General features: G+C 60.0%; 25 protein-coding genes and 1 tRNA gene. 11 read left to right on the forward strand and 15 right to left on the reverse strand.

Annotated elements, in window-relative coordinates; genetic code table 11:
• Positions 1 to 504 precede the first annotated feature (504 nt).
• The 5 genes from AC1RP7_RS25150 to dapA form a co-directional block, all read right to left on the reverse strand.
• Positions 505 to 594: transfer RNA gene (locus AC1RP7_RS25150), tRNA-Ser, on the reverse strand.
• Between the two features lie 83 nt (positions 595 to 677).
• Positions 678 to 1391, reverse strand: a complete 714-nt coding sequence (gene purC / locus AC1RP7_RS25155; protein WP_007944067.1) for a phosphoribosylaminoimidazolesuccinocarboxamide synthase — start codon at positions 1389 to 1391, stop codon at positions 678 to 680.
• Positions 1392 to 1419: 28 nt separating this feature from the next.
• A complete protein-coding gene (locus AC1RP7_RS25160; RefSeq protein WP_429520617.1) occupies positions 1420 to 2178 on the reverse strand; it encodes an MBL fold metallo-hydrolase in 759 nt (252 codons plus the stop codon).
• Between the two features lie 4 nt (positions 2179 to 2182).
• Positions 2183 to 3298: an NlpB/DapX family lipoprotein gene (gene bamC, locus AC1RP7_RS25165; protein ID WP_057716016.1), complete on the reverse strand. Its 1116-nt coding sequence runs from the start codon at positions 3296 to 3298 to the stop codon at positions 2183 to 2185.
• A 17-nt stretch (positions 3299 to 3315) separates the two neighbouring features.
• Positions 3316 to 4194: a 4-hydroxy-tetrahydrodipicolinate synthase gene (gene dapA / locus AC1RP7_RS25170; RefSeq protein WP_057716017.1), complete on the reverse strand. Its 879-nt coding sequence runs from the start codon at positions 4192 to 4194 to the stop codon at positions 3316 to 3318.
• Between the two features lie 327 nt (positions 4195 to 4521).
• Here dapA and AC1RP7_RS25175 point away from each other — a divergent pair, with 327 nt between their 5' ends.
• Positions 4522 to 5082 carry a glycine cleavage system transcriptional repressor gene (locus AC1RP7_RS25175; protein WP_007979776.1) on the forward strand — a complete coding sequence of 187 codons (561 nt, stop codon included), beginning with the start codon at positions 4522 to 4524 and terminating at the stop codon, positions 5080 to 5082.
• Positions 5083 to 5092: 10 nt separating this feature from the next.
• Entirely contained in the window at positions 5093 to 5566 is a 474-nt protein-coding gene (locus AC1RP7_RS25180; RefSeq protein ID WP_493182270.1) for a peroxiredoxin, read from the forward strand.
• Positions 5567 to 5709: 143 nt separating this feature from the next.
• Here the strand turns inward: AC1RP7_RS25180 and AC1RP7_RS25185 are convergent, their stop codons facing one another.
• Positions 5710 to 6780 (reverse strand): AI-2E family transporter, encoded by a 1071-nt coding sequence (locus AC1RP7_RS25185; protein ID WP_057716019.1) that lies wholly within the window; start codon positions 6778 to 6780, stop codon positions 5710 to 5712.
• 31 nt (positions 6781 to 6811) lie between these two features.
• Complete coding sequence (locus AC1RP7_RS25190; protein WP_007979782.1) at positions 6812 to 7051, reverse strand: sulfurtransferase TusA family protein; 240 nt, start codon at positions 7049 to 7051, stop codon at positions 6812 to 6814.
• A 98-nt stretch (positions 7052 to 7149) separates the two neighbouring features.
• On the opposite strand from AC1RP7_RS25190, the gene AC1RP7_RS25195 reads away from it, so the two are divergent.
• On the forward strand, positions 7150 to 8583 hold the full coding sequence (locus tag AC1RP7_RS25195; protein ID WP_150814285.1) for a M48 family metalloprotease: 1434 nt from the start codon (positions 7150 to 7152) through the stop codon (positions 8581 to 8583).
• Positions 8584 to 8659: 76 nt separating this feature from the next.
• On the opposite strand, the gene AC1RP7_RS25200 is transcribed toward AC1RP7_RS25195, so the two are convergent.
• The 4 genes from AC1RP7_RS25200 to rpoE form a co-directional block, all read right to left on the reverse strand.
• Positions 8660 to 10084 carry a DegQ family serine endoprotease gene (locus AC1RP7_RS25200; protein ID WP_090453675.1) on the reverse strand — a complete coding sequence of 475 codons (1425 nt, stop codon included), beginning with the start codon at positions 10082 to 10084 and terminating at the stop codon, positions 8660 to 8662.
• Positions 10085 to 10262: 178 nt separating this feature from the next.
• Positions 10263 to 11222 carry a MucB/RseB C-terminal domain-containing protein gene (locus AC1RP7_RS25205; RefSeq protein WP_154861746.1) on the reverse strand — a complete coding sequence of 320 codons (960 nt, stop codon included), beginning with the start codon at positions 11220 to 11222 and terminating at the stop codon, positions 10263 to 10265.
• Positions 11223 to 11230: 8 nt separating this feature from the next.
• On the reverse strand, positions 11231 to 11818 hold the full coding sequence (locus AC1RP7_RS25210) for a sigma-E factor negative regulatory protein (protein ID WP_057716023.1): 588 nt from the start codon (positions 11816 to 11818) through the stop codon (positions 11231 to 11233).
• Between the two features lie 31 nt (positions 11819 to 11849).
• Positions 11850 to 12431 carry an RNA polymerase sigma factor RpoE/AlgU gene (gene rpoE, locus AC1RP7_RS25215; RefSeq protein WP_003172477.1) on the reverse strand — a complete coding sequence of 194 codons (582 nt, stop codon included), beginning with the start codon at positions 12429 to 12431 and terminating at the stop codon, positions 11850 to 11852.
• 552 nt (positions 12432 to 12983) lie between these two features.
• On the opposite strand from rpoE, the gene nadB reads away from it, so the two are divergent.
• Positions 12984 to 14600: an L-aspartate oxidase gene (nadB, locus tag AC1RP7_RS25220; RefSeq protein ID WP_492587805.1), complete on the forward strand. Its 1617-nt coding sequence runs from the start codon at positions 12984 to 12986 to the stop codon at positions 14598 to 14600.
• On the opposite strand, the gene AC1RP7_RS25225 is transcribed toward nadB, so the two are convergent.
• Positions 14569 to 15021: a protein YgfX gene (locus AC1RP7_RS25225; RefSeq protein ID WP_493182268.1), complete on the reverse strand. Its 453-nt coding sequence runs from the start codon at positions 15019 to 15021 to the stop codon at positions 14569 to 14571. The genes nadB and AC1RP7_RS25225 overlap by 32 nt on opposite strands.
• Positions 15005 to 15259 (reverse strand): FAD assembly factor SdhE, encoded by a 255-nt coding sequence (locus AC1RP7_RS25230; RefSeq protein ID WP_057716026.1) that lies wholly within the window; start codon positions 15257 to 15259, stop codon positions 15005 to 15007. Before AC1RP7_RS25230 ends, AC1RP7_RS25225 begins: the two co-directional genes overlap by 17 nt.
• 149 nt (positions 15260 to 15408) lie before the next feature.
• On the opposite strand from AC1RP7_RS25230, the gene ygfZ reads away from it, so the two are divergent.
• Entirely contained in the window at positions 15409 to 16350 is a 942-nt protein-coding gene (gene ygfZ, locus AC1RP7_RS25235) for a CAF17-like 4Fe-4S cluster assembly/insertion protein YgfZ (protein ID WP_493182266.1), read from the forward strand.
• 34 nt (positions 16351 to 16384) lie between these two features.
• Positions 16385 to 17206, forward strand: a complete 822-nt coding sequence (locus AC1RP7_RS25240; RefSeq protein ID WP_493182265.1) for an HDOD domain-containing protein — start codon at positions 16385 to 16387, stop codon at positions 17204 to 17206.
• Between the two features lie 114 nt (positions 17207 to 17320).
• Here AC1RP7_RS25240 and AC1RP7_RS25245 read toward each other — a convergent pair whose 3' ends face one another.
• Positions 17321 to 18709, reverse strand: a complete 1389-nt coding sequence (locus AC1RP7_RS25245) for a sensor histidine kinase N-terminal domain-containing protein (RefSeq protein ID WP_493182263.1) — start codon at positions 18707 to 18709, stop codon at positions 17321 to 17323.
• The gene (locus tag AC1RP7_RS25250) at positions 18702 to 19373 is read right to left on the reverse strand and encodes a response regulator (RefSeq protein ID WP_007979804.1); all 672 of its coding nucleotides are present in this window, start codon (positions 19371 to 19373) and stop codon (positions 18702 to 18704) included. The genes AC1RP7_RS25245 and AC1RP7_RS25250 overlap by 8 nt, the downstream gene beginning before the upstream one ends.
• A gap of 237 nt (positions 19374 to 19610) precedes the next feature.
• Between AC1RP7_RS25250 and AC1RP7_RS25255 the strand changes: the two genes are divergently transcribed.
• The 5 genes from AC1RP7_RS25255 to AC1RP7_RS25275 are packed head-to-tail and all read left to right on the forward strand — an operon-like array spanning position 19611 to position 24983.
• Positions 19611 to 20900, forward strand: coding sequence for an OprD family porin (locus tag AC1RP7_RS25255; RefSeq protein WP_057716030.1), 1290 nt, complete (start codon positions 19611 to 19613; stop codon positions 20898 to 20900).
• Positions 20901 to 20939: 39 nt separating this feature from the next.
• Positions 20940 to 21917 carry a Bug family tripartite tricarboxylate transporter substrate binding protein gene (locus AC1RP7_RS25260; RefSeq protein WP_090453661.1) on the forward strand — a complete coding sequence of 326 codons (978 nt, stop codon included), beginning with the start codon at positions 20940 to 20942 and terminating at the stop codon, positions 21915 to 21917.
• Between the two features lie 58 nt (positions 21918 to 21975).
• Positions 21976 to 22434 carry a tripartite tricarboxylate transporter TctB family protein gene (locus AC1RP7_RS25265; protein WP_057716032.1) on the forward strand — a complete coding sequence of 153 codons (459 nt, stop codon included), beginning with the start codon at positions 21976 to 21978 and terminating at the stop codon, positions 22432 to 22434.
• Between the two features lies 1 nt (position 22435).
• Positions 22436 to 23950, forward strand: a complete 1515-nt coding sequence (locus AC1RP7_RS25270) for a tripartite tricarboxylate transporter permease (protein ID WP_057716033.1) — start codon at positions 22436 to 22438, stop codon at positions 23948 to 23950.
• On the forward strand, positions 23943 to 24983 hold the full coding sequence (locus tag AC1RP7_RS25275) for an AbrB family transcriptional regulator (protein ID WP_407514063.1): 1041 nt from the start codon (positions 23943 to 23945) through the stop codon (positions 24981 to 24983). Before AC1RP7_RS25270 ends, AC1RP7_RS25275 begins: the two co-directional genes overlap by 8 nt.
• Positions 24984 to 25034 lie beyond the last annotated feature (51 nt).

Consider the following 25034-nt stretch of genomic DNA (forward strand, 5'->3'; position numbering starts at 1 on the left):
AGCACCCACACGAATTGCTTGATTCAGTTGTTAAAGAGCGGTTGGTTAAGATCTTTCGTCTCAACCGAGGCGCGCATCTTACAGCGCATCTTTTCAATTTGCAACCTTAAAAGTTTCTGATTTTTCAATAAAATCAACTACTTAAACCAAGAGCCACATCAAACTGCTCGTTAGCGGGAGGCGAATAATACAGTATTAAAATACGTGGTCAACCCCCCACCTGAAAATTCTTCTTCCTTACCAGAGCACCCGGGTCGCCACCATGAGAACCTCCAGCATCTATATAAAGCACTGGGGCAGCAACGAACCCAAACCACATCACCTGGACATATAGATACAACAATGGTGAGAAAGCCCTACGGCAAATGGATACCCGGTGGATCCCAAGAGCACAGCAGGCATCGCATCGAAAATGCCGGGGCACGAAACACCCGACCAATACGACAGAAACGAAAAAGCCCCTGTAATCTTTAACGATTACAGGGGCTTCGTCTTGTTCAATAATGGCGGAGAGATAGGGATTCGAACCCTAGGTACCGGTGAAGGTACAACGGATTTCGAATCCGTCCCATTCGGCCACTCTGGCATCTCTCCAACGGCGCGCATCATAACAACACTTTCGCAGGAAGCGAACCCCCTAAGCGAAATATTTCTGTGCTATCAGATGCTTGCGTCGGTTAAAGCGGTACGCCCAGACGATTGGCGACTTCTTCATAGGCTTCGATGACGTCACCGAGGCCCTGACGGAAGCGGTCCTTGTCCATTTTCTTGCCGGTGGCCTTGTCCCACAGACGGCAGCCGTCCGGGCTGAATTCGTCGCCCAGCACGATGGAGCCATCGTGGAACACGCCGAACTCCAGTTTGAAGTCGACCAGCAGCAGGCCGGCGTCGTCGAACAGTTTGCTCAGGACTTCGTTGACCTTGAGCGACAGCTCTTTCATGCGCACCAGTTGCTCGGCGGTGCCCCAACCAAAGGCCACAACGTGGGATTCGTTGATGAACGGGTCGCCCTTGGCGTCGTCCTTCAGGAACAGTTCGAAGGTGTAAGGGTTGAGCTTCATGCCCTCTTCGACACCCAGACGCTTGACCAGGCTGCCGGCGGCGTAGTTACGCACGACGCATTCGACCGGGATCATGTCGAGCTTCTTCACCAGGCATTCGTTGTCGCCCAGCAACTTGTCGAATTGGGTCGGCACGCCGGCCGCTTCGAGCTTCTGCATGATGAAGGCGTTGAACTTGTTGTTCACCATGCCTTTGCGGTCGAGCTGCTCGATGCGCTTGCCGTCGAACGCCGAGGTGTCGTTACGAAACAGCAGGATCAAGCGGTTAGCGTCGTCGGTCTTGTAAACCGACTTGGCTTTGCCGCGGTAGAGTTCTTCACGTTTTTCCATGATGGGCTCCGCTTGCTAAGTAGATGGGCTAGGCGATATGTCGCCAGTCGAGCCCTGAATCTTGATCGGCCAGTTGCAGCCAGTCCGGGTCGCACCCAAGGGTGTCGACAAAACATTGCCGGGCCAGCCGCGGCAGGTTGTTCTTGCTGCTCAGATGGGCCAGGACCAGGTGTTGCAGGTTTTTCCAGCCCAGCTCGGCCACCAGGAATGCCGCCTGGTGGTTATTCAAATGCCCCAGTTCACCGCCTACCCGCTGCTTGAGAAAGTACGGGTAATGACCGCGAGCCAGCATGTCACGACAGTGATTGGACTCGATCATCAACGCATCGAGGTCCCGATAGCCGTCCAGCACCTTGTCACAATACGAGCCCAGGTCGGTCAACAGGCCGAAGCGCCGTAAACCGTCACTGAAAACATATTGCGTCGGTTCTTGTGCATCGTGGGCCACGGCAATGACACCGATGCTCAAGTCGCCGATTTGCAGTTGATCGCCGCCGGCCAGAAAGCCCGCGGGCTCAATAGGTTTGCGCATCCCGCGCAAGGTCCCGCGACTGAGGTAGACAGGCAGATTGTAGCGCCGAGACAGCAAACCCACGCCATGCACGTGGTCGGCATGTTCGTGGGTCACGAGTATCGCGCTCAGCTGCGCAGGGTTCACACCCAGGCGCAGCAGGCGTTTTTCGGTTTCCCGCAGGGAAAAACCACAATCCACCAATACGTACGTATCAGCGCTGGCTATCAGCGTGCCGTTCCCTTGACTACCGCTGCCGAGAACGGCAAAACGCATAGGATCAGCCCAGGTTGTCCTGAATCTTGCTCAACACTTTACGCGCCACATCGGCCGGCGCCACGGTGTTGATGTTTTTCTCTACGGTGACCTGGACGTTCTCGCCAACCTTGCTCAGGCGAACCTGATAACGCTCGGCGCGGGCCTCAAGCTCTTCCTTGCTCGGCGCGCTGCCGAACAGGCTGCTGAAGAAGCCTGGCTTGTCGTCTTTGCTCTCGGCTTTTTCGGCCAGGTTGATGTAGTACAGGCCCAGGCTGCGGTTGATGTCTTCAACACGCCATTCGCCTTGTTCCAGCGCACGACCGACGCTCGACCAGGCACGATCCAGGTCGGTACCGACGTTCAGCACAGGGTTACCGCTGCCGTCTTCACTCAGGCTGACACGACTTGGCGCGTCGAAATCACGCGAAGCCAGCATGGAAACCGAACCGCCCTTCTCGGAGATACGGCTCATGCTCGCGAGCATGTCGTCGACCAGTGCCGCGTCCAGGCCAGTGTTGACCGAACGGTTGGTGAAGGCCACGTCGGCGGTGCTGCCGGCGGGACGCTCGGCGCTGACCACATAGACTTCACTGGTATTGCGCTGCACGCCCGGCTCGATGCGCACCCGCACGCGGGTTTCGCTGTCCGTGCTGACGCCGGCCGCGCTCAGGCGCTTGGCCATGGCCGCAGACAGTTCATCGGAATGCTGCCAGGTCGTGGTGAATTCACCGGTTTGCGGACGCTGTTCATCCAGACGGAAACCGTTGTCCTGGAAGAACTGAACGGCCACGGGCCAGACTTCAGCCGGCGGATTCTGCGCCAGGATGGAGCTGGAGCCGCCGCTCTTCTGCAGGGAGTAGGCACCGGCGTCAGCACCCGCGGTCAGCGGCTGCGGCCGAGGAACGATGTATTCGCCCTTGGCGGTGTCATCGGCCACGTTGCGCGGGATCGGCAACAGCGGATCCAGACGCTTGGCGGTACGGACATCCGGTGGCATTTGCATCGGTGCAGTCTGTTGCGCTTCCAGGTAATCGCTACCACGGTCACGGAAATAACCTTCCGGGCCCCAGATCCATCCACAGCCACTGGTGCTGGAGATAATCAAGGCAAGTGCGGAAAGTCCGGCCATTCGCTTCATGCGTTGTACTTCCTCAATTAAACCAGGACGCCGCACTGGCGCAGGGCCGTGCGCAGCGTTTCGTGACAAGGTGCGCTCAGCCAGGTCAACGGCAGGCGAATGCCTTCGTGCATCAGGCCCATTTCAACCAAAGCCCACTTCACCGGAATCGGGTTGGCTTCGATGAACAGGTCCTTGTGCAGCGGCATCAGTTTTTCGTTGATTGCCCGTGCAGTCTCGGCATCCCCCTTGAGGGCGGCCTCGCACAGATCGGCCATTTCACGCGGCGCGACGTTGGCGGTAACGGAAATGTTGCCCTTGCCGCCCATCAGGATCAGCTCGACCGCGGTCGGATCATCGCCGGAAAGGACGATGAAGTCCTTGCTTACGCCGTCGAGGATGGCCTTGGCGCGCTTGAGGTCGCCAGTCGCTTCCTTGATACCGATGATGTTCGGCACGGTGGACAGGCGGATCACGGTTTCGGCCTGCATGTCGCAGGAGGTGCGGCCGGGAACGTTATAGAGAATCTGCGGGATGTCGACCGATTCGGCGATGTGCTTGAAGTGCAGGTACAGGCCTTCCTGGGTCGGCTTGTTGTAGTACGGCACTACCAGCAGGCAGGCATCGGCGCCGGCTTCCTTGGCATTACGGGTCAATTCGACGGCTTCGCGGGTCGAATTGGCGCCGGTACCGGCAATCACCGGAATACGACCGTTGACCTGCTTGACCACGGCACGGATGACTTCGATGTGCTCGTTGACGTCGAGGGTTGCCGACTCGCCGGTGGTGCCGACGGCGACAATGGCATGGGTGCCGTTTTCAAGGTGGAAGTCCACGAGTTTGCTGAGGCTGTCCCAGTCAAGACGCCCCTGTGCATCCATGGGTGTGACCAGTGCCACCATACTGCCCGCAATCATGAAACCGCTCCTGCCGGAAAAAGAGAGCCGTAATGGTACTGGCGCCAAGATGCTTGCACAAGCGAAGTACTGTGCTGCCGCCATTCCCCTTGGCGCCGGTTTTCGCTACCCTTCAGACTTTGATCGGTACAGACAAGCTCGCGCGCCGGGTTTCAGCCTCCATTTACGGCATCACAAGCCCTGATCCAGCGTTGCCGCCTCTCGCTCCCGCCCTGCCGGAGCACGTCGCGACCTGCCGCTTGGGGGTTTCTGAATTCGCATCCGCAGGCTCGCCCCGGCAAAACGCCCTCTGGACGTACCGACCGCTCATCGCTTTAGGAATGCTGCATGTCCACCCCCACAGTTCGCGAACAATTCCTTGTTATCAGTGCCCTCGGCGCCAACCCCATGGAGCTGACCAACGTCCTGTGCCGCGCCAGCCATGAAAACCGCTGCGCCGTTGTCACCTCTCGCCTGACCCGCCATGGCGAATGCAGTGCCCTGGTGCTGGAAATCTCCGGTAGCTGGGATGCCCTGGCACGCCTGGAAGGCAGCCTGCCAGTATTGGCTAAGCGGCATGCGTTCACGGTCAACGTGGTGCGCAGCGCGGCCTTGGAAAACCGCCCTCAGGCCCTGCCGTACGTCGCTTATGTCAGCTCGGCCTACCGCTCGGACATCATCAACGAGCTGTGCCAGTTCTTCATGGACCACAATGTCGAACTGGAAAACCTGACCTGCGACACTTATCAGGCTCCGCAGACCGGCGGCACCATGCTCAACGCCACGTTTACCGTGACCTTGCCGGCCGGCGTGCAAATCAGCTGGCTGCGCGATCAGTTCCTGGATTTTGCCGACGCGCTGAACCTCGATGCCCTGATCGAACCCTGGCGCCCACAGAACCCAATGTAAGGAAGCTTTCATGGCCGTTGCCATCGACCAACCGGTTGCCGATTTCCAAGCCCCTGCCACCAGCGGGCAAACCGTCAGCCTCGCCGGCCTGAAAGGCAAGCAGGTAGTGATCTATTTCTACCCCAAGGACAGCACCCCGGGCTGCACGACCGAGGGGCAGGGCTTTCGTGATCAATACGCTGCGTTCAAGGCCGCCAATACCGAAGTGTTCGGAGTGTCTCGCGACAGCCTCAAATCCCACGAGAACTTCAAGTGCAAACAGGAATTCCCCTTTGAGCTGATCAGCGACAAGGACGAAGCCATCTGCCAACTGTTCGACGTGATCAAGCTGAAAAAGCTCTACGGCAAGGAATACATGGGCGTGGATCGCAGCACGTTCCTGATCGACGCCAAAGGCGTGTTGCGCCAGGAATGGCGCGGCGTGAAGGTGCCGGGGCATGTCGATGCGGTATTGGCCGCGGCCCAGGCTCTGAATAAGGCCTGATTTCCGGGCGTTCTTTCGGACGCCATCGCGAGCAAGCTCGCTCCCACAGTTGACCGAGTTGCCCGGGCATCCACGGTTCAATGTGGGAGCGAGCTTGCTCGCGATGAGGCTCGTCGCTTCAGCTCATAAATCCACTTCGTGAATTAAAGCAGCGGCGCCACCTCCGGCTCCTTGCGCGGCCAGGCATCCAGCACGGCCTTGAACAGCGTCGCCAGGGGAATCGCGAAGAACACCCCCCAGAACCCCCACAACCCGCCAAACAACAGCACTGCGCAGATGATTGCCACCGGGTGCAGATTGACCGCCTCCGAGAACAACAATGGCACCAGCACGTTGCCATCCAGCGTCTGAATGATCCCGTAGACCGCCATCAAGTATATGAACTGATCGCTCCAGCCCCACTGGAACAGCGCAATCAGAAACACGGGCACGGTCACCACCACGGCACCGACATAAGGCACCACCACCGAAATCCCCACCAGCAGTGCCAGCAGCGCCGCGTAATTGAGTTCCAGGACAACAAAGGCGATGTAGGTCACGCCACCGCAAATGAAGATTTCGATGACCTTGCCGCGAATGTAATTGGCGATCTGCCGGTTCATTTCATGGGCGACCCGGGTGATCAATGCCCGCTCACGGGGCAGGTAACCGCGCACCCACTGGCCGATCATGGCCCGATCCTTGAGGAAGAAGAACACCAGGATCGGCACCAGCACCAGGTAGATCATGATGTTCACCAGCAATGGCAGGCTCGACAGCGAGAACGTCAGTGCCCACTGACCAAACTTGCCGATTTCGCCCCGCGCCGCTTCGATGGCCTGCAGTACTTGCTCATCGGACACCAGATGCGGATAGCGTTCGGGCAGCAGCAGCAACAGCGACTGCCACTTGGCGAGCATGCCGGGCAACTCGTTGAACAACGTGATCAGTTGATGCCACAGCAACGGCACGACCACCACGATAAACACCAGCAACAGCCCCATGAACAACGCAAAGACCAGCCCCACCGCGACCCCGCCCGGCACCCGCAGGCGCTCGAGCGTCACCACCAGCCCCTGCATCAGGTACGCCAGCACCATCCCGGCGAGCACCGGCGCCAGCATACCGCCCAGGGTCAGCACGGCGGTGAACGCCAGAAACAGCAGGACAGCCAGCACCACCGCTTCTTCATCGGAGAAATAGCGCTGAATCCAGTCGCGCAACACTTTGAACATCAATAATCCTTAGGAGTAAACGCAGCCGATTTCAGGCTTTTTTCAACCAGTAGCGGTAAACACCCGCCTCGTCTTCTTCACGAAGCAGGGTATGACCGGCCAATCGGGCAAAGGTGCGAAAGTCGCGTTGCGAACCCGCATCGGTGGCGATGACCTTGAGCACCGCGCCACTGGCCAGCCGGTTGAGCTCCATCTTGGCCTTGAGCAACGGCAACGGGCAATTCAGGCCGCTGGCGTCCAGTTCAACGTCATGCTCTACAGCGTCGGTCATTGCATCACTCCGGGTCAGGTGGTTGTGTTGCCTAGAATATCTGGTCGCAACGCCGGTGTCCGGCTACAGTAAGGTCTTTGTCGACTAAGGCTTTGTGCATGACTTTTTTGCGCCCCACCCTGCTGACGCTCGCTTGCCTGCTCGCCTCACCGGGCTTTGCCGACGACCTGCCGTCACTCGGCGACGCCAGTTCTGCCATTGTCTCGCCGCAACAGGAGTACCAGCTCGGCCGCGCCTGGCTGGCAATGTTGCGCAGTCAGGTTTCGCAACTCAACGATCCGCAGCTCAAGAATTACGTGGAATCCAGCGTTTACCGACTGGTCGAGACCAGCCAGGTCACTGACCGACGCCTGGAATTCATCCTGATCAACAGCCCGCAGCTCAACGCCTTTGCAGCGCCGGGTGGGATCGTCGGGGTGAACGGAGGTTTGTTCCTCAATGCCCAGACCGAGGGCGAATACGCTTCGGTACTGGCGCACGAATTGGCTCACTTGTCGCAGCGCCACTTTGCCCGAGGCGTCGAAGCGCAGCAACGCATGCAAGTACCGATGATGGCTGCATTGCTGGCGGGTATCGTGCTGGCCGCCGCCGGTGGCGGTGACGCCGGGATCGCGGCCATTGCCGGCACACAGGCCGCAGCCATCCAGGAACAGCGGCGATTCTCCCGCCAGAACGAGCAGGAAGCCGACCGTATCGGCATCCTCAATCTGGAAAAGGCCGGTTACGATCCCCGCTCGATGCCAACCATGTTCGAACGGCTGGGGCGTCAGTACCGCTACGATGCCAAGCCACCGGAATTTCTGCTGACCCACCCGGTCACCGAATCGCGTATCGCCGACACCCGCAACCGCGCCGAACAGTTTCCAAAGGGCGGTATCGAAGACAGCATGCGCTACCAACTGATCCGCGCACGCGTACAGCTGATCTATGAAGAAACCCCGGGGCTTGGTGCCAAGCGCTTCCGCGCCCAGCTCGACGAGAACCCGAAAAACGACGTGGCACGCTACGGCCTGGCGATCGCCCAGATCAAGGGCGGCCATCTGAACGAAGCACGGGAAAACCTCAAGCAGTTGCTGGCCAAGTCACCCAACGAAATCATCTACAACCTGGCTCAGGTCGATCTGGATATCACCAATAATCGCCTGGCGGATGCCCAGTCCCGGGTTGACCGGTTGATGGGCCAATACTCTGGCAACTACCCGCTGAACCAGATCCGCGTCGACCTGCTGCTCAAGCAAAACCGTACTGCGGATGCGGAGAAAGCCCTCGAAAGTCTGCTCAAGTCCCGCCCGGATGACCCGGACGTGTGGTATCAGGTTGCCGAGACGCGCGGCCTGTCGGGCAATATCATCGGCCTGCATCAGGCTCGCGCCGAATACTTTGCGCTGGTCGGTGACTACAAACAGGCCATTCAGCAACTGGACTTCGCCAAACGCAGGGCTGGCAGCAACTTCCCGCTGTCTTCGCGGATCGACGCGCGGCAACGCGAGCTGATGGAACAAGAGCGCATGATCAAGGACATGATGGGCTGACGCCCCGGCGACAAAAGGTCCGGACACAAAAAAACCGCCTCTTTCGAGGCGGTTTTTTATGCAACCAACAACCGGGTTATTCAGCCAGCTTGAAGGTGATGAAGCTCGCACGCCCCTGACGCAGTACCCGCATCGACACCGAACGGTTCTTTGGCAGCGCCTTGGCGATGTCCGCGAACTCCTTGGTGGAACCGATGGCCTGGTTGTTCAGATGGGTGATCACATCACCCGGCTGCAAGCCGATCATGGCAGCAGGGCCGTCCTGTACTTCCTTGATCAGCACACCACCCTTGAGGTCGTAGGTTTTCTTTTGCTCGTCAGTCAGCTCGACCACGGAAACACCCAGGCGATTACTGCTGCGCTCAATGCTGGATTTTGGCAGCGCATCCAGCTCCTTGCCTTCTTCCGGAATCGCGCCGACTGTCAATTCGACATTCTTGCGCTTGCCGTCACGAATCACTTCCAGATCGGCCTTGTTGCCAGCCTTCAACGCGCCAACGAGGTGCGGCAGGTCGGCCGACATGACGATTGGCTGACCGTTCATGCTCAGGATCACGTCGCCAACTTGCAGGCCGCCCTTGGCAGCCGGACCATCGTCCTGGATCTGGGCAACCAGCGCACCGGCCGGCTTCTCCAGGCCGAACGACTCGGCCAGGTCCTTGCTCACTTCCTGAATCACGACGCCCAGCCAGCCACGGCTGACCTTGCCACCGGATTTCAGCTGATTGGAAACATCCATGGCCACGTCGATCGGGATTGCAAACGACACGCCCATGAAGCCACCGGAGCGGGTATAGATCTGCGAGTTGATCCCGACCACCTCACCGTTGAGGTTGAACAGCGGACCACCGGAGTTACCCGGGTTGATCGGCACGTCGGTCTGGATGAACGGCACATAGTTTTCGTTCGGCAGGCTGCGACCGACGGCACTGACGATACCTTGGGTCACCGTGTGGTCAAAGCCGAATGGCGAACCAATCGCGACAACCCATTGGCCAGCCTTCAGGTCCTGGGATTTACCGAGCTTGAGCACTGGCAGATCCTTGCCTTCGATTTTCAGCAGCGCCACGTCGGAACGTGGATCGGTACCGATCAGCTTGGCTTTCATTTCGCTGCGATCGGCCAGGCGGACGAGGATTTCGTCAGCATCGGCGATCACGTGATTATTGGTCAGGATATAGCCATCGGAAGAGATGATGAAACCCGAACCCAGGGAGGTTGCCTCGCGCTGACGGTCACGAGGTGAGCGCGATTGTGGCGGCATGCCCCGTTCGAAGAATTCGCGCAGCATCGGTGGCAAGCCTTCGAGGTCGGGCATCTGCTGGTTGACTTTGCGATCCGGCAGCTTTTGCGTGGTACTGATGTTTACGACCGCAGGCGAGGCCTGTTCGACCAGTTGCGTAAAATCAGGCAATTCGACCGCTTGGGCGGTGACCGCCTGACCGAGCACCAGCACGGTGGCAATAATGGAAAGGTAGGACTTCAAGCGTGGTATCGACATACGGCTCCCGTTACGACGAGCATGGTTAAGCGATATGGAGCAAGGAACACCGGGAACAATACGCCGGTATTTTTGTTCCGGGAACAACAAACAAGGCCAGAGCCGAGGGGCTCTGACCTATAAAAAATTTACGGGATTTTTGCAAACTGAAATGCTCACGAAACATTTCAAATTCAGCTCACTGCTTGGTTGCAGCGGCGTCGGTGCGCATTGAAAGCGCTATCCGCTCAGCAGTACCGACCGGTATCTCGCCAACGACAGTCACCATCATGTCGCCCTGTGCCGTGGCCAGGCGCCGGGAAACCGCAACGGTCGGCCCCAACTGAGTACGGGTGTCGGTGACTGTTGCGCCATTCAACGGCTCGAGGAATACCGAAAAACGCGTCAGGCCATCGTCATACATCAGGCTATTGACCTGGGTCTTGGTCTGCGGATCCTTGCGAGCGGTGCTGCTGGTCAGCTCGAAGCCGGGCGGCAACCAGTCGGAACGCCAGACCTGGGCAGCCTTGACGGCAGAGGCCTTGTCACTTTCGAGATTGACCGGCTTGCAATCAGTACTGGCCTGCAGGTCTTTTTCGGAAGGGACGTCAGCGGTATCCATTTGCGTGAACTGGAAGCGCTCCAACAACCGCCCCTTGTCGTCCAGTAGCAAGGACTTCAGAGGCAGGCCGGTCTCCTTGTCCAGATGCAGTTCAAAACCGTAGCGGTGCTGATCACGGGGTGTCAGCGATACGATCACCGCCGAACGCCCGGCGACACGCGACTTGCCGATGACGGCCAGGTCATACCAATTCTTGAGCTTTTGAGGATCGAGTGCACGGGCGGCGGAGTTCGGGGAGTCCCCAAGCCCTGCTATCAGTGTGCCGCTGACGCATTGGGTTTGCCCATCAATGCGAACGACTTCCTGAGCGGAACCGTCGAGCTGGATCAAACGCTCGCGGACCTTTCCATCCTGGACGCGGTGCCAGATGTTATGGGTAGAAAAACTACCGTTACGCTCGTAGACGAAAGTACCCTGAAAGCTTTGCTGTTGCTCTGCCTGGCCCAGGCGGGTCAACCAGTCCTGGGCTTCACCGGCTTGGGCTGGAACGATGAACCAGCCGCTGAGCAGAAGCGAAAGTAGAGGTATGGCGCGCATGATCCTCCTTAACGGTTTTCCAGACTTGCGGCACGAGCGTAAGGCAGAGCGCTCTCAGTGCCTTTCAATGCAGCCTGTTGTGCGTGTTGGCGCAAGTAACCTGGCAGACGCTGATCGTGCCAGCCTGGCTGACCTTGCAGTACGCCGTTGGCCATTGGGCCAGTAGCATCCGAACTCTCATTGTAGCCTGCCAAAACGGCTGGGCCTTTTACTTGTGGAGCAGCCAGTCCGGGTTGAGCGGATTGCTGGGCCAGTTCGACACCGGCGATCTCATCCTGGTTGTATAGACGCACACCGGCCAGCACCGCCAGGGTCACCGAGGCAGCGACCGCCAGACGACCCAGGCTGCGCCATGGACCACGGGAAGCTTTTGCCGGTACGGCTTCGTCAGCCAGGGCAGCAGAAACAGCCGCGGCGATGTCCAGGCGTGGAAGCAGCAGATCCTTGTGCATCACTGCCCGAGCGATCTGATAACGAGCCCAGGTTTCACGGGTTTCAACATCGTCACAGGCATTCAATACCCGACGCAATTCCAATTCGTCCGCTTCGTTATCCATCACTGCGGACAGCGATTCCTGCAGGGCTTCACGACTCATGGCGTTCCTCTCTTGGCTGTCGCCGCTGTCTTTAGTTTTCCTGCAACAACGGCTGCAGGGCTTTGTCGATGGCCTCCCGGGCGCGGAAAATCCGGGAGCGCACGGTGCCTACCGGACATTGCATGACACTCGCAATGTCCTCGTAACTCAGACCATCAAACTCACGTAAAGTTAAAGCCGTACGCAAATCTTCCGGCAGTTGCTGAATGGTTCGATGGACGGTGCCTTCGATCTCATCCCGCAGCAAAGCCCGTTCTGGCGACTCGAGATCCTTGAGGCCATGATCGCCATCGTAGAACTCTGCATCCTCGGAACTGACATCGCTATCCGGCGGCCGACGGCCGCGTGAAACCAGATAGTTTTTCGCCGTGTTGATGGCGATGCGGTAAAGCCACGTATAAAACGCGCTGTCTCCGCGAAAATTTCCAAGTGCACGGTATGCCTTGATAAAGGCTTCTTGTGCCACATCCTGGGCTTCATGGGTGTCGTGCACGAAACGCACGATCAACCCGAGAATTTTGTGCTGGTATTTCAGCACTAGCAGATCGAAAGCACGCTTGTCGCCGCGCTGAACGCGTTCGACCAGTTGCTGATCCTCTTCCTGGGTTAGCATGAACACTCCTCGATGAGCTCGGAGGAGGCTTGCAGAAGTAAACCACCAGACTTGCAAACATAGACTCGGGCTTTTCGCAAAAGTTCTCCCCCTCCAGGCAAGTTTCCTGCGGGCTCTGATTTGGCACGCACGAAAAGCGCAGCACGAGTTGACCCGGCTGCGCGGATAATCTTGTCATCGGATTCTTCAGCAAGGATCGAACTGCAATCCGGCACTGAAGCCGACACTGTCCCTTGTTTCAGGCAACCGTCTATTGATCTTGGCCCTTTGGCAAAAGTTCCAATTATTTATAGCCGTACCAACCCGACATTGTGCAACCGTGAAGGGAAAAAGACTGTTAAATCGGCGATACAGTCATTCTCGCGCCCAACGGGCAGAAAAACATCCGACGAAGCGACCGATGTTTTGCGTCACGGTAGTTTCACAATGCCATGCTAGCTCGGGTATTGTGCCGCTCCCCCCCTCTATATACTAGTGGGCAGTGCGGCTGCATTGACTCGAAAGTCCAGCTGCGCCACCCCCGACCCGGGTCGCTTTGAGCGGAATCCTGAAATGAGCCAACAGTTTCAACACGATGTTCTGGTAATTGGCAGCGGTGCTGCCGGCTTGAGCCTTGCGCTGACCTTGCCCGGTCATTTGCGCATTGCCGTTCTGAGCAAGGGCAACCTCGCCAATGGCTCGACTTTCTGGGCCCAGGGCGGCGTTGCGGCCGTGCTGGACGACACCGATACCGTTGAGTCCCATGTCGATGACACCCTCAATGCCGGCGGCGGCCTGTGTCATGAGGACGCCGTGCGCTTTACCGTCGAGCACAGCAGGGAAGCGATTCAATGGCTGATCGACCAGGGCGTGCCCTTTACCCGCGATGAACAATCGGGTAACGAAGATGGCGGGTTCGAGTTCCACCTCACCCGCGAGGGCGGTCACAGCCATCGGCGCATCATCCACGCCGCCGATGCCACCGGCGCTGCCATTTTCACCACCCTGCTCGACCAGGCCCGGAAACGACCGAACATCGAACTGCTGGAGCAGCGGGTTGCGGTTGACCTGATTACCGAGAAACGCCTGGGACTCGAAGGTGATCGCTGCCTCGGCGCCTATGTGCTCAATCGCGGCACCGGCGAAGTCGACACCTACGGCGCCCGCTTTGTGATCCTCGCCTCCGGTGGTGCCGCCAAGGTTTACCTCTACACCAGTAACCCTGACGGCGCCTGCGGCGATGGCATCGCCATGGCCTGGCGCTCGGGCTGCCGGGTGGCGAACCTGGAATTCAACCAGTTCCACCCTACTTGCCTGTATCACCCGCAAGCCAAGAGTTTCCTGGTCACCGAAGCCCTGCGAGGCGAAGGTGCCCACCTGAAGCTGCCCAACGGCGAGCGCTTCATGCAGCGCTTCGATCCACGGGCCGAGTTGGCCCCACGAGACATCGTCGCCCGGGCCATCGACCATGAAATGAAGCGCCTGGGCATCGACTGCGTCTATCTGGACATCAGCCACAAACCCGAAGCCTTCATCAAGACGCACTTCCCGACGGTGTACGAACGCTGCCTGGAATTTTCCATCGACATCACCAAACAACCGATCCCGGTGGTCCCGGCGGCGCACTACACCTGCGGCGGCGTGATGGTCGATCAACAGGGTCGCACCGATGTGCCGGGGTTGTATGCCATCGGCGAAACCAGTTTCACCGGCCTGCACGGCGCCAACCGCATGGCCAGCAACTCGCTGCTGGAATGTTTCGTCTATGCCCGCTCGGCGGCCGCGGACATTCTCGAACAGTTGCCCCGGGTTCCGATGCCAACGCCCCTTCCCGCCTGGGATGCGAGCCAGGTCACCGATTCCGATGAAGACGTGATCATTGCGCACAACTGGGATGAGCTGCGGCGATTCATGTGGGACTACGTTGGCATCGTGCGCACCAACAAGCGCCTGCAACGGGCGCAACATCGCGTGCAGCTGTTGCTGGATGAAATCGACGAGTTCTACAGCAACTACAAGGTCAGCCGGGACTTGATCGAGCTGCGCAACCTGGCCCAGGTTGCCGAGCTGATGATTCTGTCAGCCATGGAACGCAAGGAAAGCCGTGGCCTGCATTACACCCTCGACTACCCGGACATGTTGCCGGTCGCGCTGGACACTATTCTGGTGCCGCCCACCTACGTCGGCTGAACTTGAGCCGCACCCGCAGGCGTCGGTGCACATCCGCCGCCTGCGCATCCCGGGGTACGCAAATGGCCCTGACCCGGCGCTCGCCCCGTAATCGAAAACGCAGTACCACCACCAACGGCAGCGCCAGGCTGTCCGGCCTTAGTTGCACGGGCTGCCAGCCCTTGGCACGACTCCACAACTGCCAGCCATCGGCATCGCGCCGCAAGCCGCAAAAGGCCTGCGGGTGGGTCAGCAGGATCTGCCGGGGCAACAGCCAGGCTCCGTGAACCACGCACAGCATGACGCCGAGCAAGCTGGCCCAGACCGGAATCGACAGTAAAAACAACGAACCCAACGCGAACAGCTGGGCCAGAAGATAGGCCGCCAGCAACTGCCGTGAGGCATGCCAGCGGCATTCGAACCCATTACTTGGGCTGGACACGATCCAGGATCATGCGAACCATGCGTTGCAGCTCAGGATCTTCCGATTCGCTGCGTTCCATGAACCAGCCGAACATGTCCTGATCTTCGCACTCGAGCAACCTGACATAGCAGGCGCGATCAACCTCGTTGAGGTGTCGATAAACCTCTTTCACAAACGGCACCAGCAACACATCAAGCTCAAGCATGCCGCGGCGGCTGTGCCAATAGAGGCGGTTCAGTTCAACATCTTCGACCATGGAGCGCTCCTCAAATAGGCCGCAAGTATACAGGCCCGCGCCCCGTCGAACAGTCGGCTTTGGTCGGTCACCGTCGAGCCTTTGTTAACTACCCATTTCGAAGGCGGCCCCTTATGATGTCCACCAGACTTTTTACCCTGCGATGACCCATGGCCGACTCTGCTTTTTTCTGCACCCTTTCTCATGAAGGTGTTCTCGCGGTCCGCGGCGCGGACGCCAGCAAATTCCTGCAAGGCCAACTGACCTGCAACCTCAACTACCTGAGCGATTCCCGGGCCAGCCTCGGTGCCCGCTGCACGCAAAAAGGCCGGATGCAATCGAGTTTCCGCATCCTGCTCGAAGGTGACGGCGTGGTCCTGGCCATGGCCACCGAATTGCTCGAACCGCAACTGGCGGACCTGAAAAAATACGCGGTATTTTCCAAATCGAAACTGACCGACGAAAGTGCCGCCTGGGTCCGCTTCGGCGTTGACCATGGCGACGCCGCACTGGTCAGCCTCGGTCTGGACCTGCCGGCAGAAGCCGAAAGCGTCGTGCGCAACGATGGGCTGATCGCCATCCGCGTCTCGCCTGAGCGTGCCGAACTGTGGGTTGCCGCCGGTCAAGCCGATGCGGTCAAAGGCAAGCTTTCGGCTGTGCTGAGCGAAGGCGATCTGAATCAATGGCTGCTGGGCCAGATCCGCGCCGGGATCGGCCAGGTCATGCCCGGCACCCGCGAGTTGTTCATCCCCCAGATGCTCAACCTGCAAGCGGTCGGTGGCGTGAGTTTCAAGAAAGGTTGCTACACCGGACAGGAAATCGTCGCGCGGATGCAGTACCTGGGCAAACTTAAGCGCCGCCTGTATCGCCTGCAACTGGCTGCCGGCGAACTGCCTGAACCGGGTACCCCGCTGTTTTCCCCGACCCACGGCAGCGCCATCGGCGAAGTGGTGCTGGCGGCCCGCGCCGGACAGAACATTGAACTCCTGGCTGTGTTGCAAGCCGAAGCAGCAGAAAGTGGAGACATCCACCTGGGCGCGCTCGAAGGGCCGTCCTTGCAGCTGCTCGACCTGCCTTATGAACTGGACCGCGACCGCGAAATCCAGCAATAACGGCAGCACTTGGCGCGACACCTAGAGAGACTAAATGAGCAAGCTGGCGGAAAAGGTCCAACAGGATTTGGTTGAGGCCATCAATAACGATGACCTGGTTCTGCCAACGTTACCGGAAGTGGCCCTGCAGATTCGCAAGGCCGCGGAAAACCCGGAAGTCAGCGTCAGTACCCTGAGCAAAGTGATCGGCCGTGATACCGCGCTGTCGGCACGCCTGATCAAAGTGGTCAACAGCCCACTGTTGCGCGCGACCCAGGAAGTGACCGATCTGCATACCGCGATCACCCGCCTGGGCATCAACTACAGCTGTAACCTGGCGATCGGCCTGGTCATGGAGCAGATTTTCCATGCCCGCTCCGACGTGGTGGAACAGAAGATGCGCGATGTCTGGCGTAAAAGCCTGGAAATCGCCGGCGTCAGCTACGCCTTGTGCCGCAGTTGCACCCGACTAAAGCCCGATCAGGCGGCCCTTGGCGGCCTGGTGCACCAGATCGGCGTGCTGCCGATCCTGACCTATGCCGAAGATCACTACGAGCTGCTGTCCGACCCGGTCAGCCTCAACCATGTGATCGACCGGATTCATCCGCTAATCGGCGAAAAACTGCTCAGGGTCTGGGAATTTCCCGATTTGCTGGTACAAGTGCCGCGACTTTACCTGAACTTCAAACGCCAGTCTGCGCAGGTCGACTATGTGGATCTGGTGCAGGTGGCCAGCCTGTATTGCCTGCAGGACACCGATCACCCGCTCGCCAGTACCGATGCGTTGAACGTACCGGCCTACAAGGCACTTGGAATCGATTTTGACGACAAGGCGATGTGCGCCGACCTGGAAGAAACGCGCACGATGTTTTACTGATCAAAGACCGCGTTGCCCCCTTCGCGAGCAAGCCCGCTCCCACATTGAACCGAGTCGCCGCTGATCAAATGTGGGAGCGGGCTTGCTCGCGAAGGGGCCTGAACAGACGCGGCATCAATCCCCCGCAACAAAACTCACCCGCACCTTCAACCCCGCCCGCTCGCCATCGTGCAGGCTGATCTGGGCCAGATGCGCGCGGCAGATCTCACCGACAATCGCCAACCCCAATCCGGAACCGGCCACTTGCTGATTGCGGCGATAAAAGCGCTCGAATACCCGATCGCGTTCTTCAAGAGGTATGCCGGGGCCATCATCTTCGACTTCCAGCACGGCAGGCGCCGAGACCCGCAGAATCACGTTGCCACCCGGCGGCGTGTGGGCCAGTGCGTTATCCACCAGATTGCTCAGCAGCTCGTTCAATAACGTCGGCTCGCCCCGCAGCCAGACCGGCTCATCCGCCTCCAGCGCCAGCGCGATACCACGCTTGTGGGCCAACGGCGCCATGGCCATGCCCAGCTCCCGTGCCAACTGACTCAGGTCGAGTAACTGCGCGCCGCCCTCGGCAATCGCCCGGGCACCATTTTCGACCCGCGCCAGGGAAAGCAACTGATTGGCCAGATGAGTCAATCGATCAGTGCCCTGGGCGGCATTCTCCAGGGTGCTGCGCCAGACATCGGGCTCAGCCGAGCGCTGGCCCAGCTCCAGGCGCGCCTTGAGTGCCGCCAGCGGCGTGCGCAGTTCGTGGGCGGCATCGGCGATGAATTGCGCCTGCTTCTCGAACTGGCCACGCAAGCGCTCGGTAAAGTGATTGAGTGCGCGCACCAGCGGCCACAATTCGCGCTGCACTTCCACCAAAGGCAAGGGGCGCAGATCGTCCGGCTGGCGCTCTTCCACCGCCGTGCGCAAGCGCTCCAGCGGGCGCAACGCAGCACTCACCGCGAACCACACCAGCATCAACGCACCGATTGCCAGCATGCCCAGGCGCAGCAAAGTATCCGCCGCCAGACTGCGGGCCATGCTGACGCGCGCTTCATCGGTTTCCGCCACGCGAATTTCCGCCATGCCATTCATGTTCGGCTCGCTCACGGGCTTGAGCAGGCTCACCACGCGCACGTTCTGCCCGCGGTACTGGGCGTTGTAGAAACGTGCGAGCGCCGGATAGTCATCGGTGCGCGGCGTTCCCGGCGGTGGCGCGGGCAGGTTTTCGTAACCGGAAATCAGCTTCTGATTGATGTCGTTGACCAGGTAGAAAATTCGCCCGGCACTGTCGTAGGCAAAGGTATCGAGGGCCACGTAGGGCACGTCGGCACTCAGGGTGCCGTCGCGCTGGGAGACGCCGGCAGCGATGGTTCGCGCCGACGCCAGCAGGGTCCGGTCATAGGCCGTATCGGCAGCTTCGCGTCCGTTCCAGTAGGCGCTCAAACCACTGGCCAGCATCAACACCACCAGCAGCAGCGCCAGGTTCCACAGCAACCTCCAGCGCAGGCTGCTGGGCTTATGCATCGCGGCTTTCCAGCAAGTAACCGAGGCCGCGGAAGGTCACGATGGCGACCGGCTGACCGTCGAGTTTCTTGCGCAGGCGGTGCACGTAGATTTCGATGGCATCGGGGCTGGCTTCTTCGTCGAGGCCGAACACTTGCGACGCCAGCTGCTCCTTGCTCATCACCCGACCGGGGCGCGCTATCAGGGCTTCGAGCACGGCCTGTTCGCGGGAGGTCAGGGTCAGCAATTCTTCCCCGAGGGTGAAACGCCGGGTTTCCAGGTCGTAGGCCAGCACACCGCAACGCTGAATGCGCTCACCGCCCAGCACGCTGCGGCGCAACAAGGCTTTGACCCGGGCTTCGAGTTCGGTCAGTTCGAACGGCTTGGCCAGGTAGTCGTCGGCGCCGAGGTTCAGGCCGTGGACCCTATCCTTGACGTCGCTGCGGGCGGTCAGCATCAACACCGGCAGGTTCTTGCCCCGCGCCCGCAAACGCGCCAGCACTTCGAAACCATCCATGCGCGGCAAGCCGACATCGAGGATCGCCATGGCGTATTCCTCGCTGCCCAGCGCCAGGTCGGCCGCCACGCCATCGTGCAGGACGTCCACGGTCAGCCCGGTGCTCTTGAGCGCCTGGGCGACACTTTCGGCGAGCTGCAAATGGTCTTCGACGAGCAGAACACGCATGGATCTTTACCTCATTCCGGGATGGTCGACGCCATTCTCTGGCGCGAAGTTTACAGCCGCAACCGCCGCTGTGAAGCCCGAAAACCGTGAAAGTCAGCTGAAAGGTTAGCGAAAGGTTAGCCCGTTACAGTCCAGCCACGGACAGTTTCGACTGCCGTCGCTGCAGCCACACAGCGATACGAAAAACGCCTCGAAGCGTTTTCGACAAATAAGAACAATAAACGGAGTAAGTCATCCATGCAGTCCTTGCAGACCCAGGCTATCGCGCCTGCCCGCCTCTCCCGTTTCAGCCACACTGCGCTTGCCAGCGCTGCCGCCCTTGCCGGCTTTTCGCCGTTGAGCCAGGCCGCATTCTTCGAAGACAGCTCGGCCACTTTCGAAACCCGCAACATGTACTTCAATCGCGACTTTCGCGACGGCACCAGCGCCCAACAGTCCAAGCGTGACGAGTGGGCCCAGGGGTTCATGCTCAATCTGAAATCAGGCTACACCGACGGCACCGTGGGGTTCGGTGTCGATGCGCTGGGCATGATGGGGGTCAAGCTCGATTCGAGCCCGGACCGTACAGGTACCGGCCTGCTGCCGACCGACGATGGGCGCGCCGTCGACGAATACTCCAAGCTCGGCCTGACCGGCAAAATGAAAATCTCCGCCAGCGAGCTGAAAATCGGCACCCTGATCCCGGAATTGCCGATCCTCAAGCCCAATGACGGGCGCATCCTGCCGCAGACCTTCGAGGGCGGCATGCTGACCTCCAAGGAGCTCAAGAACCTGACCTTCACCGGCGGGCGTCTGGATAAAGCCAAGGACCGCGACAGCACCGACTTCGAGGACATAGCCCTCAACAACAAGAACGGCCGTTTCGCTGGCACCGTGGCCGGCAAGCACTTTGATTTTGGCGGCCTGGACTACAAGCTCACCGACAAGATCACCGGCAGCTACCACTTCGCGCAACTCGATGAAGTCTACAACCAGCATTTCCTCGGCTTGATCGCTTCGCAGCCATTCGGCCCCGGCACCTTTGCCACCGACCTGCGGTTTGCCATCAGTGATGACCAGGGCGAGGCCCGCGGCGGCAAGATCGACAACAAGTCCCTCAACGGCCTGGTGAGTTACGCCTTGAGCGGCCACAAGTTCAGCGCGGGCTACCAGCACATGTCCGGCGACAGCGCATTCCCGTATGTGGATGGCGCCGACCCGTACCTGGTGAACTTCGTGCAGATCAACGACTTTGCCGGCGCCGAAGAACGCTCCTGGCAAGCGCGTTATGACTTCGACTTCGTCACCCTCGGCGTCCCCGGTCTGACCTTCATGAGCCGTTACGTGAGCGGTGACAACATCAAGCTCAAGAACGGTGACGAAGGCAAAGAGTGGGAACGCAACTCCGAGATTAAATATGTTGTACAAAGCGGCGCGCTCAAGGATGTCGCCGTGCGCCTGCGCAATGCCACCTACCGCTCCAACTACTCTGCTCGCGATGCCGATGAAGTGCGTCTGCTGGTGAGCTATAGCGTTGCCCTTTGGTAATTCAGTGCGTCCATAACAACAACTCCCAAGGAGACTTGAATGAACCTGTCAATGCGTAAAATTGCCCTCGCGGCCAGCGTACTGCTGTTTACCGGCCATGCGCTTGCCGAACCCAAACGCCCGGAATGCATCGCCCCGGCCTCGCCCGGCGGTGGTTTCGACCTGACCTGCAAACTGGCGCAAAGCGCGCTGATCAACGAAAAACTGCTGACCAAACCGATGCGCGTGACCTACATGCCCGGCGGCGTTGGCGCAGTGGCCTACAACGCAGTGGTCGCCCAACGTCCGGCCGATGCCGGCACCCTGGTAGCCTGGTCCAGTGGTTCGCTGCTGAACCTGGCCCAGGGCAAGTTCGGTCGTTTCGATGAAAGCCACGTGCGCTGGCTGGCTGCCGTTGGCACCAGCTATGGCGCCATCGCGGTGAAAAGCGATTCGCCCTACAAGACCCTCGACGATCTGGTCCAGGCACTGAAGAAAGATCCGAGCAAAGTGGTGATCGGCTCCGGCGGCACCGTCGGCAGCCAGGACTGGATGCAAACCGCGCTGATCGCCAAGGCCGCCGGGATCAACCCCCGTGACCTGCGTTACGTTGCCCTCGAAGGTGGCGGCGAGATTGCTACCGCCCTGCTCGGCGGCCACATCCAGGTCGGCAGCACCGACATCTCCGACTCCATGCCGCACATCCAGAGCGGCGACATGCGCCTGCTGGCGGTGTTCTCCGACAAGCGCCTGGACGAGCCGGAAATGAAGGACATTCCGACAGCCCGCGAGCAAGGCTACGACATCGTCTGGCCGGTGGTTCGCGGCTTCTACCTCGGGCCAAAAGTCAGCGATGAAGACTATGCCTGGTGGAAGGATTCCTTCGACAAGCTGCTGGCCTCCCCCGAGTTCGCCAAGCTGCGCGACCAGCGTGAACTGTTCCCGTTCGCCATGACCGGCCCGGAACTGGACACCTACGTGAAGAAGCAGGTTGCGGACTACAAAGTGCTGGCCAAAGAGTTCGGCCTGATCCAGTGATCGCCTCTGTCTAGCGGCCGCGGCTCCGTTTGGCGGAGTCGCGGCACAGGAGTTCCCCATGCTCTTACAACGCATTTTTGCTTCGGTGCTGTTGCTGGCCTGCCTCAGCCTGGTGGCGATGGCCTGGCCCTACCAGGCACCTTTTTCCTACGAACCGATCGGCCCGCGAGCCTTCCCCCTGCTGATGCTGGGACTGATGGGCCTGGCGCTGGTGTACATGGTGTATCGCCCTTCGCCGATCAAGCACACCGATGAAGAGCCACCGCTGGATCGCGAAACCCTGACCAAAATTGGTGTTTGCGTACTGTTGCTGCTGGTCTTCGCCGGGCTGTTCGAACCGCTGGGCTTCATTCTCAGCAGCATGCTGGTTGGCATACCGATGGCTCGCCTGTACGGCGGACGCTGGCTGCCGGGCGCGATAATCATCAGCCTGATGAGCGTCGGTCTGTACCTGCTGTTCGACAAAGTCATGGACGTGCCACTGCCTCTGGGCCTGCTCGACGTTCTGGAGAACTGATATGGATACGCTTGGTTATTTGAGTCACGGCTTCGGCGTCGCACTAACCCCTTACAACCTGGTGACCGCCCTCAGCGGCACGCTGATCGGCACCGTCGTCGGCCTGCTGCCGGGGCTGGGGCCGATCAACGGTGTGGCATTGCTGATCCCGATTGCGTTCGCACTGGGCCTGCCGCCGGAGTCGGCATTGATCCTGCTGGCGGCGGTATATCTGGGTTGCGAATACGGCGGCCGGATCAGTTCGATCCTGCTGAATATTCCCGGCGAAGCCTCCACCGTGATGACGACCCTCGACGGCTACCCGATGGCCCGTCAAGGCCTGGCCGGTGTTGCCCTGTCGCTGTCGGCCTGGAGTTCGTTCATCGGCGCTTTCATTGCCACCTGCGGGATGGTGGTGTTCGCGCCGATACTGGCGAAATGGGCGATTGCCTTCGGCCCGGCGGAATACTTCGTGCTGATGGTGTTTGCGATTGTCTGTCTCGGCGGCATGGCCGGCGACCGCCCGCTCAAGACCTTCATCGCCGCGCTGATCGGGCTGTTTCTGTCGACGGTCGGCATTGATGCCAACAGCGGTGTGTACCGCTTCACCGGCGATAACATCCACCTCACCGACGGCATTCAATTCGTAGTGCTGGTGCTGGGCCTGTTCTCCATCAGTGAAATCCTGTTGCTGCTGGAAAAAACCCACCGTGGCCAGGAAGCCTTCCAGGCGACCGGGCGCATGCTGTTCAACTTCAAGGAAGCCGCTTCGGTGTTCTGGGTGAACATGCGTTGTGGCGTGCTCGGTTTCATCATGGGCGTACTGCCGGGTGCCGGAGCGACGCTGGCCAGTGCGGTGGCCTACATGACCGAGAAACGCATTGCCGGCCCAAGCGGCAAATTCGGCCAGGGCGACAAACGCGGTCTTGCGGCCCCGGAAACCGCCATCGGTGCCGAAGCCTGCGGCGCGTTGGTGCCGATGCTGACCCTCGGTGTTCCCGGCTCGGGCACCACGGCGGTGATGATCGGTGCGCTGTCGCTGTACAACATCACGCCCGGCCCCCTGCTGTTCCAACAGCAACCGGACATCGTCTGGGGCCTGATTGCGTCATTGTTTATCGCCAACATAATGCTGGTGATCCTCAATATCCCGATGATCCGCATCTTCACCAAAATCCTCGCCGTGCCGAACTGGGCGCTGGTGCCGATGATTGCGATCATCACCGCTATCGGCGTGTACGCGGTGCATGCCACCACCTTCGACCTGTTCCTGATGATCGGTATCGGCATCTTCGGCTACATCCTGCGCAAGCTCGACTTCCCGCTGTCGCCGGTCCTACTGGGTTTCATCCTTGGCGGCTTGATGGAGCAGAACCTGCGTCGGGCGCTGTCGATCTCCAACGGTTCGCTGGACATCCTCTGGTCGAGCGGCATCACCGTCGGTGTCTGGGGGTTGATCGTGGTCATGCTGCTGGTGCCGATTGTGCGGATCTGGCGTAAACGCTCAGTGGCGCAACGCGTTGTCGCCGATGTCTGATCGGTCCCCCTTCAAACTCTGGTGGGGAACCCCGCTGGTCGGCCTGCTTGGCGGTTTCCTCGCCAGCCAGGTCGGCTGGCCTTTGCCGTGGATGGTCGGCTCGTTGCTGGCGATCATCCTCGTGCGCTGCCTGACACCCTGGCAATTGGCCGAAATCCCTGGCGGACGCAAGTGCGGCCAGTGGATCGTCGGTATCGGCATCGGCCTGCACTTCACCCCGGTGGTGATGGAGCAGGTGCTGAGTCATTTCGGTTTGATTTTCTTTGGTGCGTTGGTCACCAGCCTGTCCGCCGTGGTCGGCGTGTGGCTGATGCGCCGTACCGGAGAAGATCGCGCCACGGCGTTCTTTTCCAGCATGCCCGGCGGTTCCGGGGAGATGGTCAACCTCGGCGCCCGCAATGGTGCGGTACTCAGCCGTGTGGCGGCGGGGCAGAGTTTGCGGGTGTTGGTCGTGGTGCTCTGCGTGCCGGCAGCCTTCAAGTATTTGTTGGGCGACGGTGCGCCGATTTCCCACGCTGGCAGCATCGATTGGCGCTGGCTGGCGGTATTGTTTCCCGCTGGCGCGTTGGCGGCCTGGATCTGGGAGCGCCTGCGTCAACCCAACCCCTGGCTGTTCGGGCCGCTGCTGGTCAGTGCGGCCGTCAGCATCGGCTGGGACCTGCACATCGGCTTGCCCGACGGCGGTAGCCAGATTGGCCAATGGTTGATCGGCAGCGGTCTGGGCTGTCACTTCAACCGGCAGTTTTTCCGGCGTGCGCCGTCGTTCATGGGGCGCACCCTGATCGGCACGGTGTTGACCATGCTGATCGCCACGGCGGCGGCATTGGGGTTGAGTGCGCTGACCCATCTGGATCTGCGCTCACTGACCTTGGGCATGATGCCCGGCGGGATCGCCGAGATGAGCCTGACGGCGGAAACCCTGCAACTGTCGGTGCCGCTGGTGACGGCGATGCAGGTGATGCGGCTGTTGTTTGTGTTGTTTCTGGCGGAGCCGTTGTTCAAGTACTGGAACCGGGGTCCGGATTCAGTCTGATAGACCGAGTTGCCTTCATCGCGAGCAAGCTCGCTCCCACAGGGTTCGCGT

The organism is Pseudomonas sp. GW822-FHT01E03 (genome assembly GCF_058802985.1).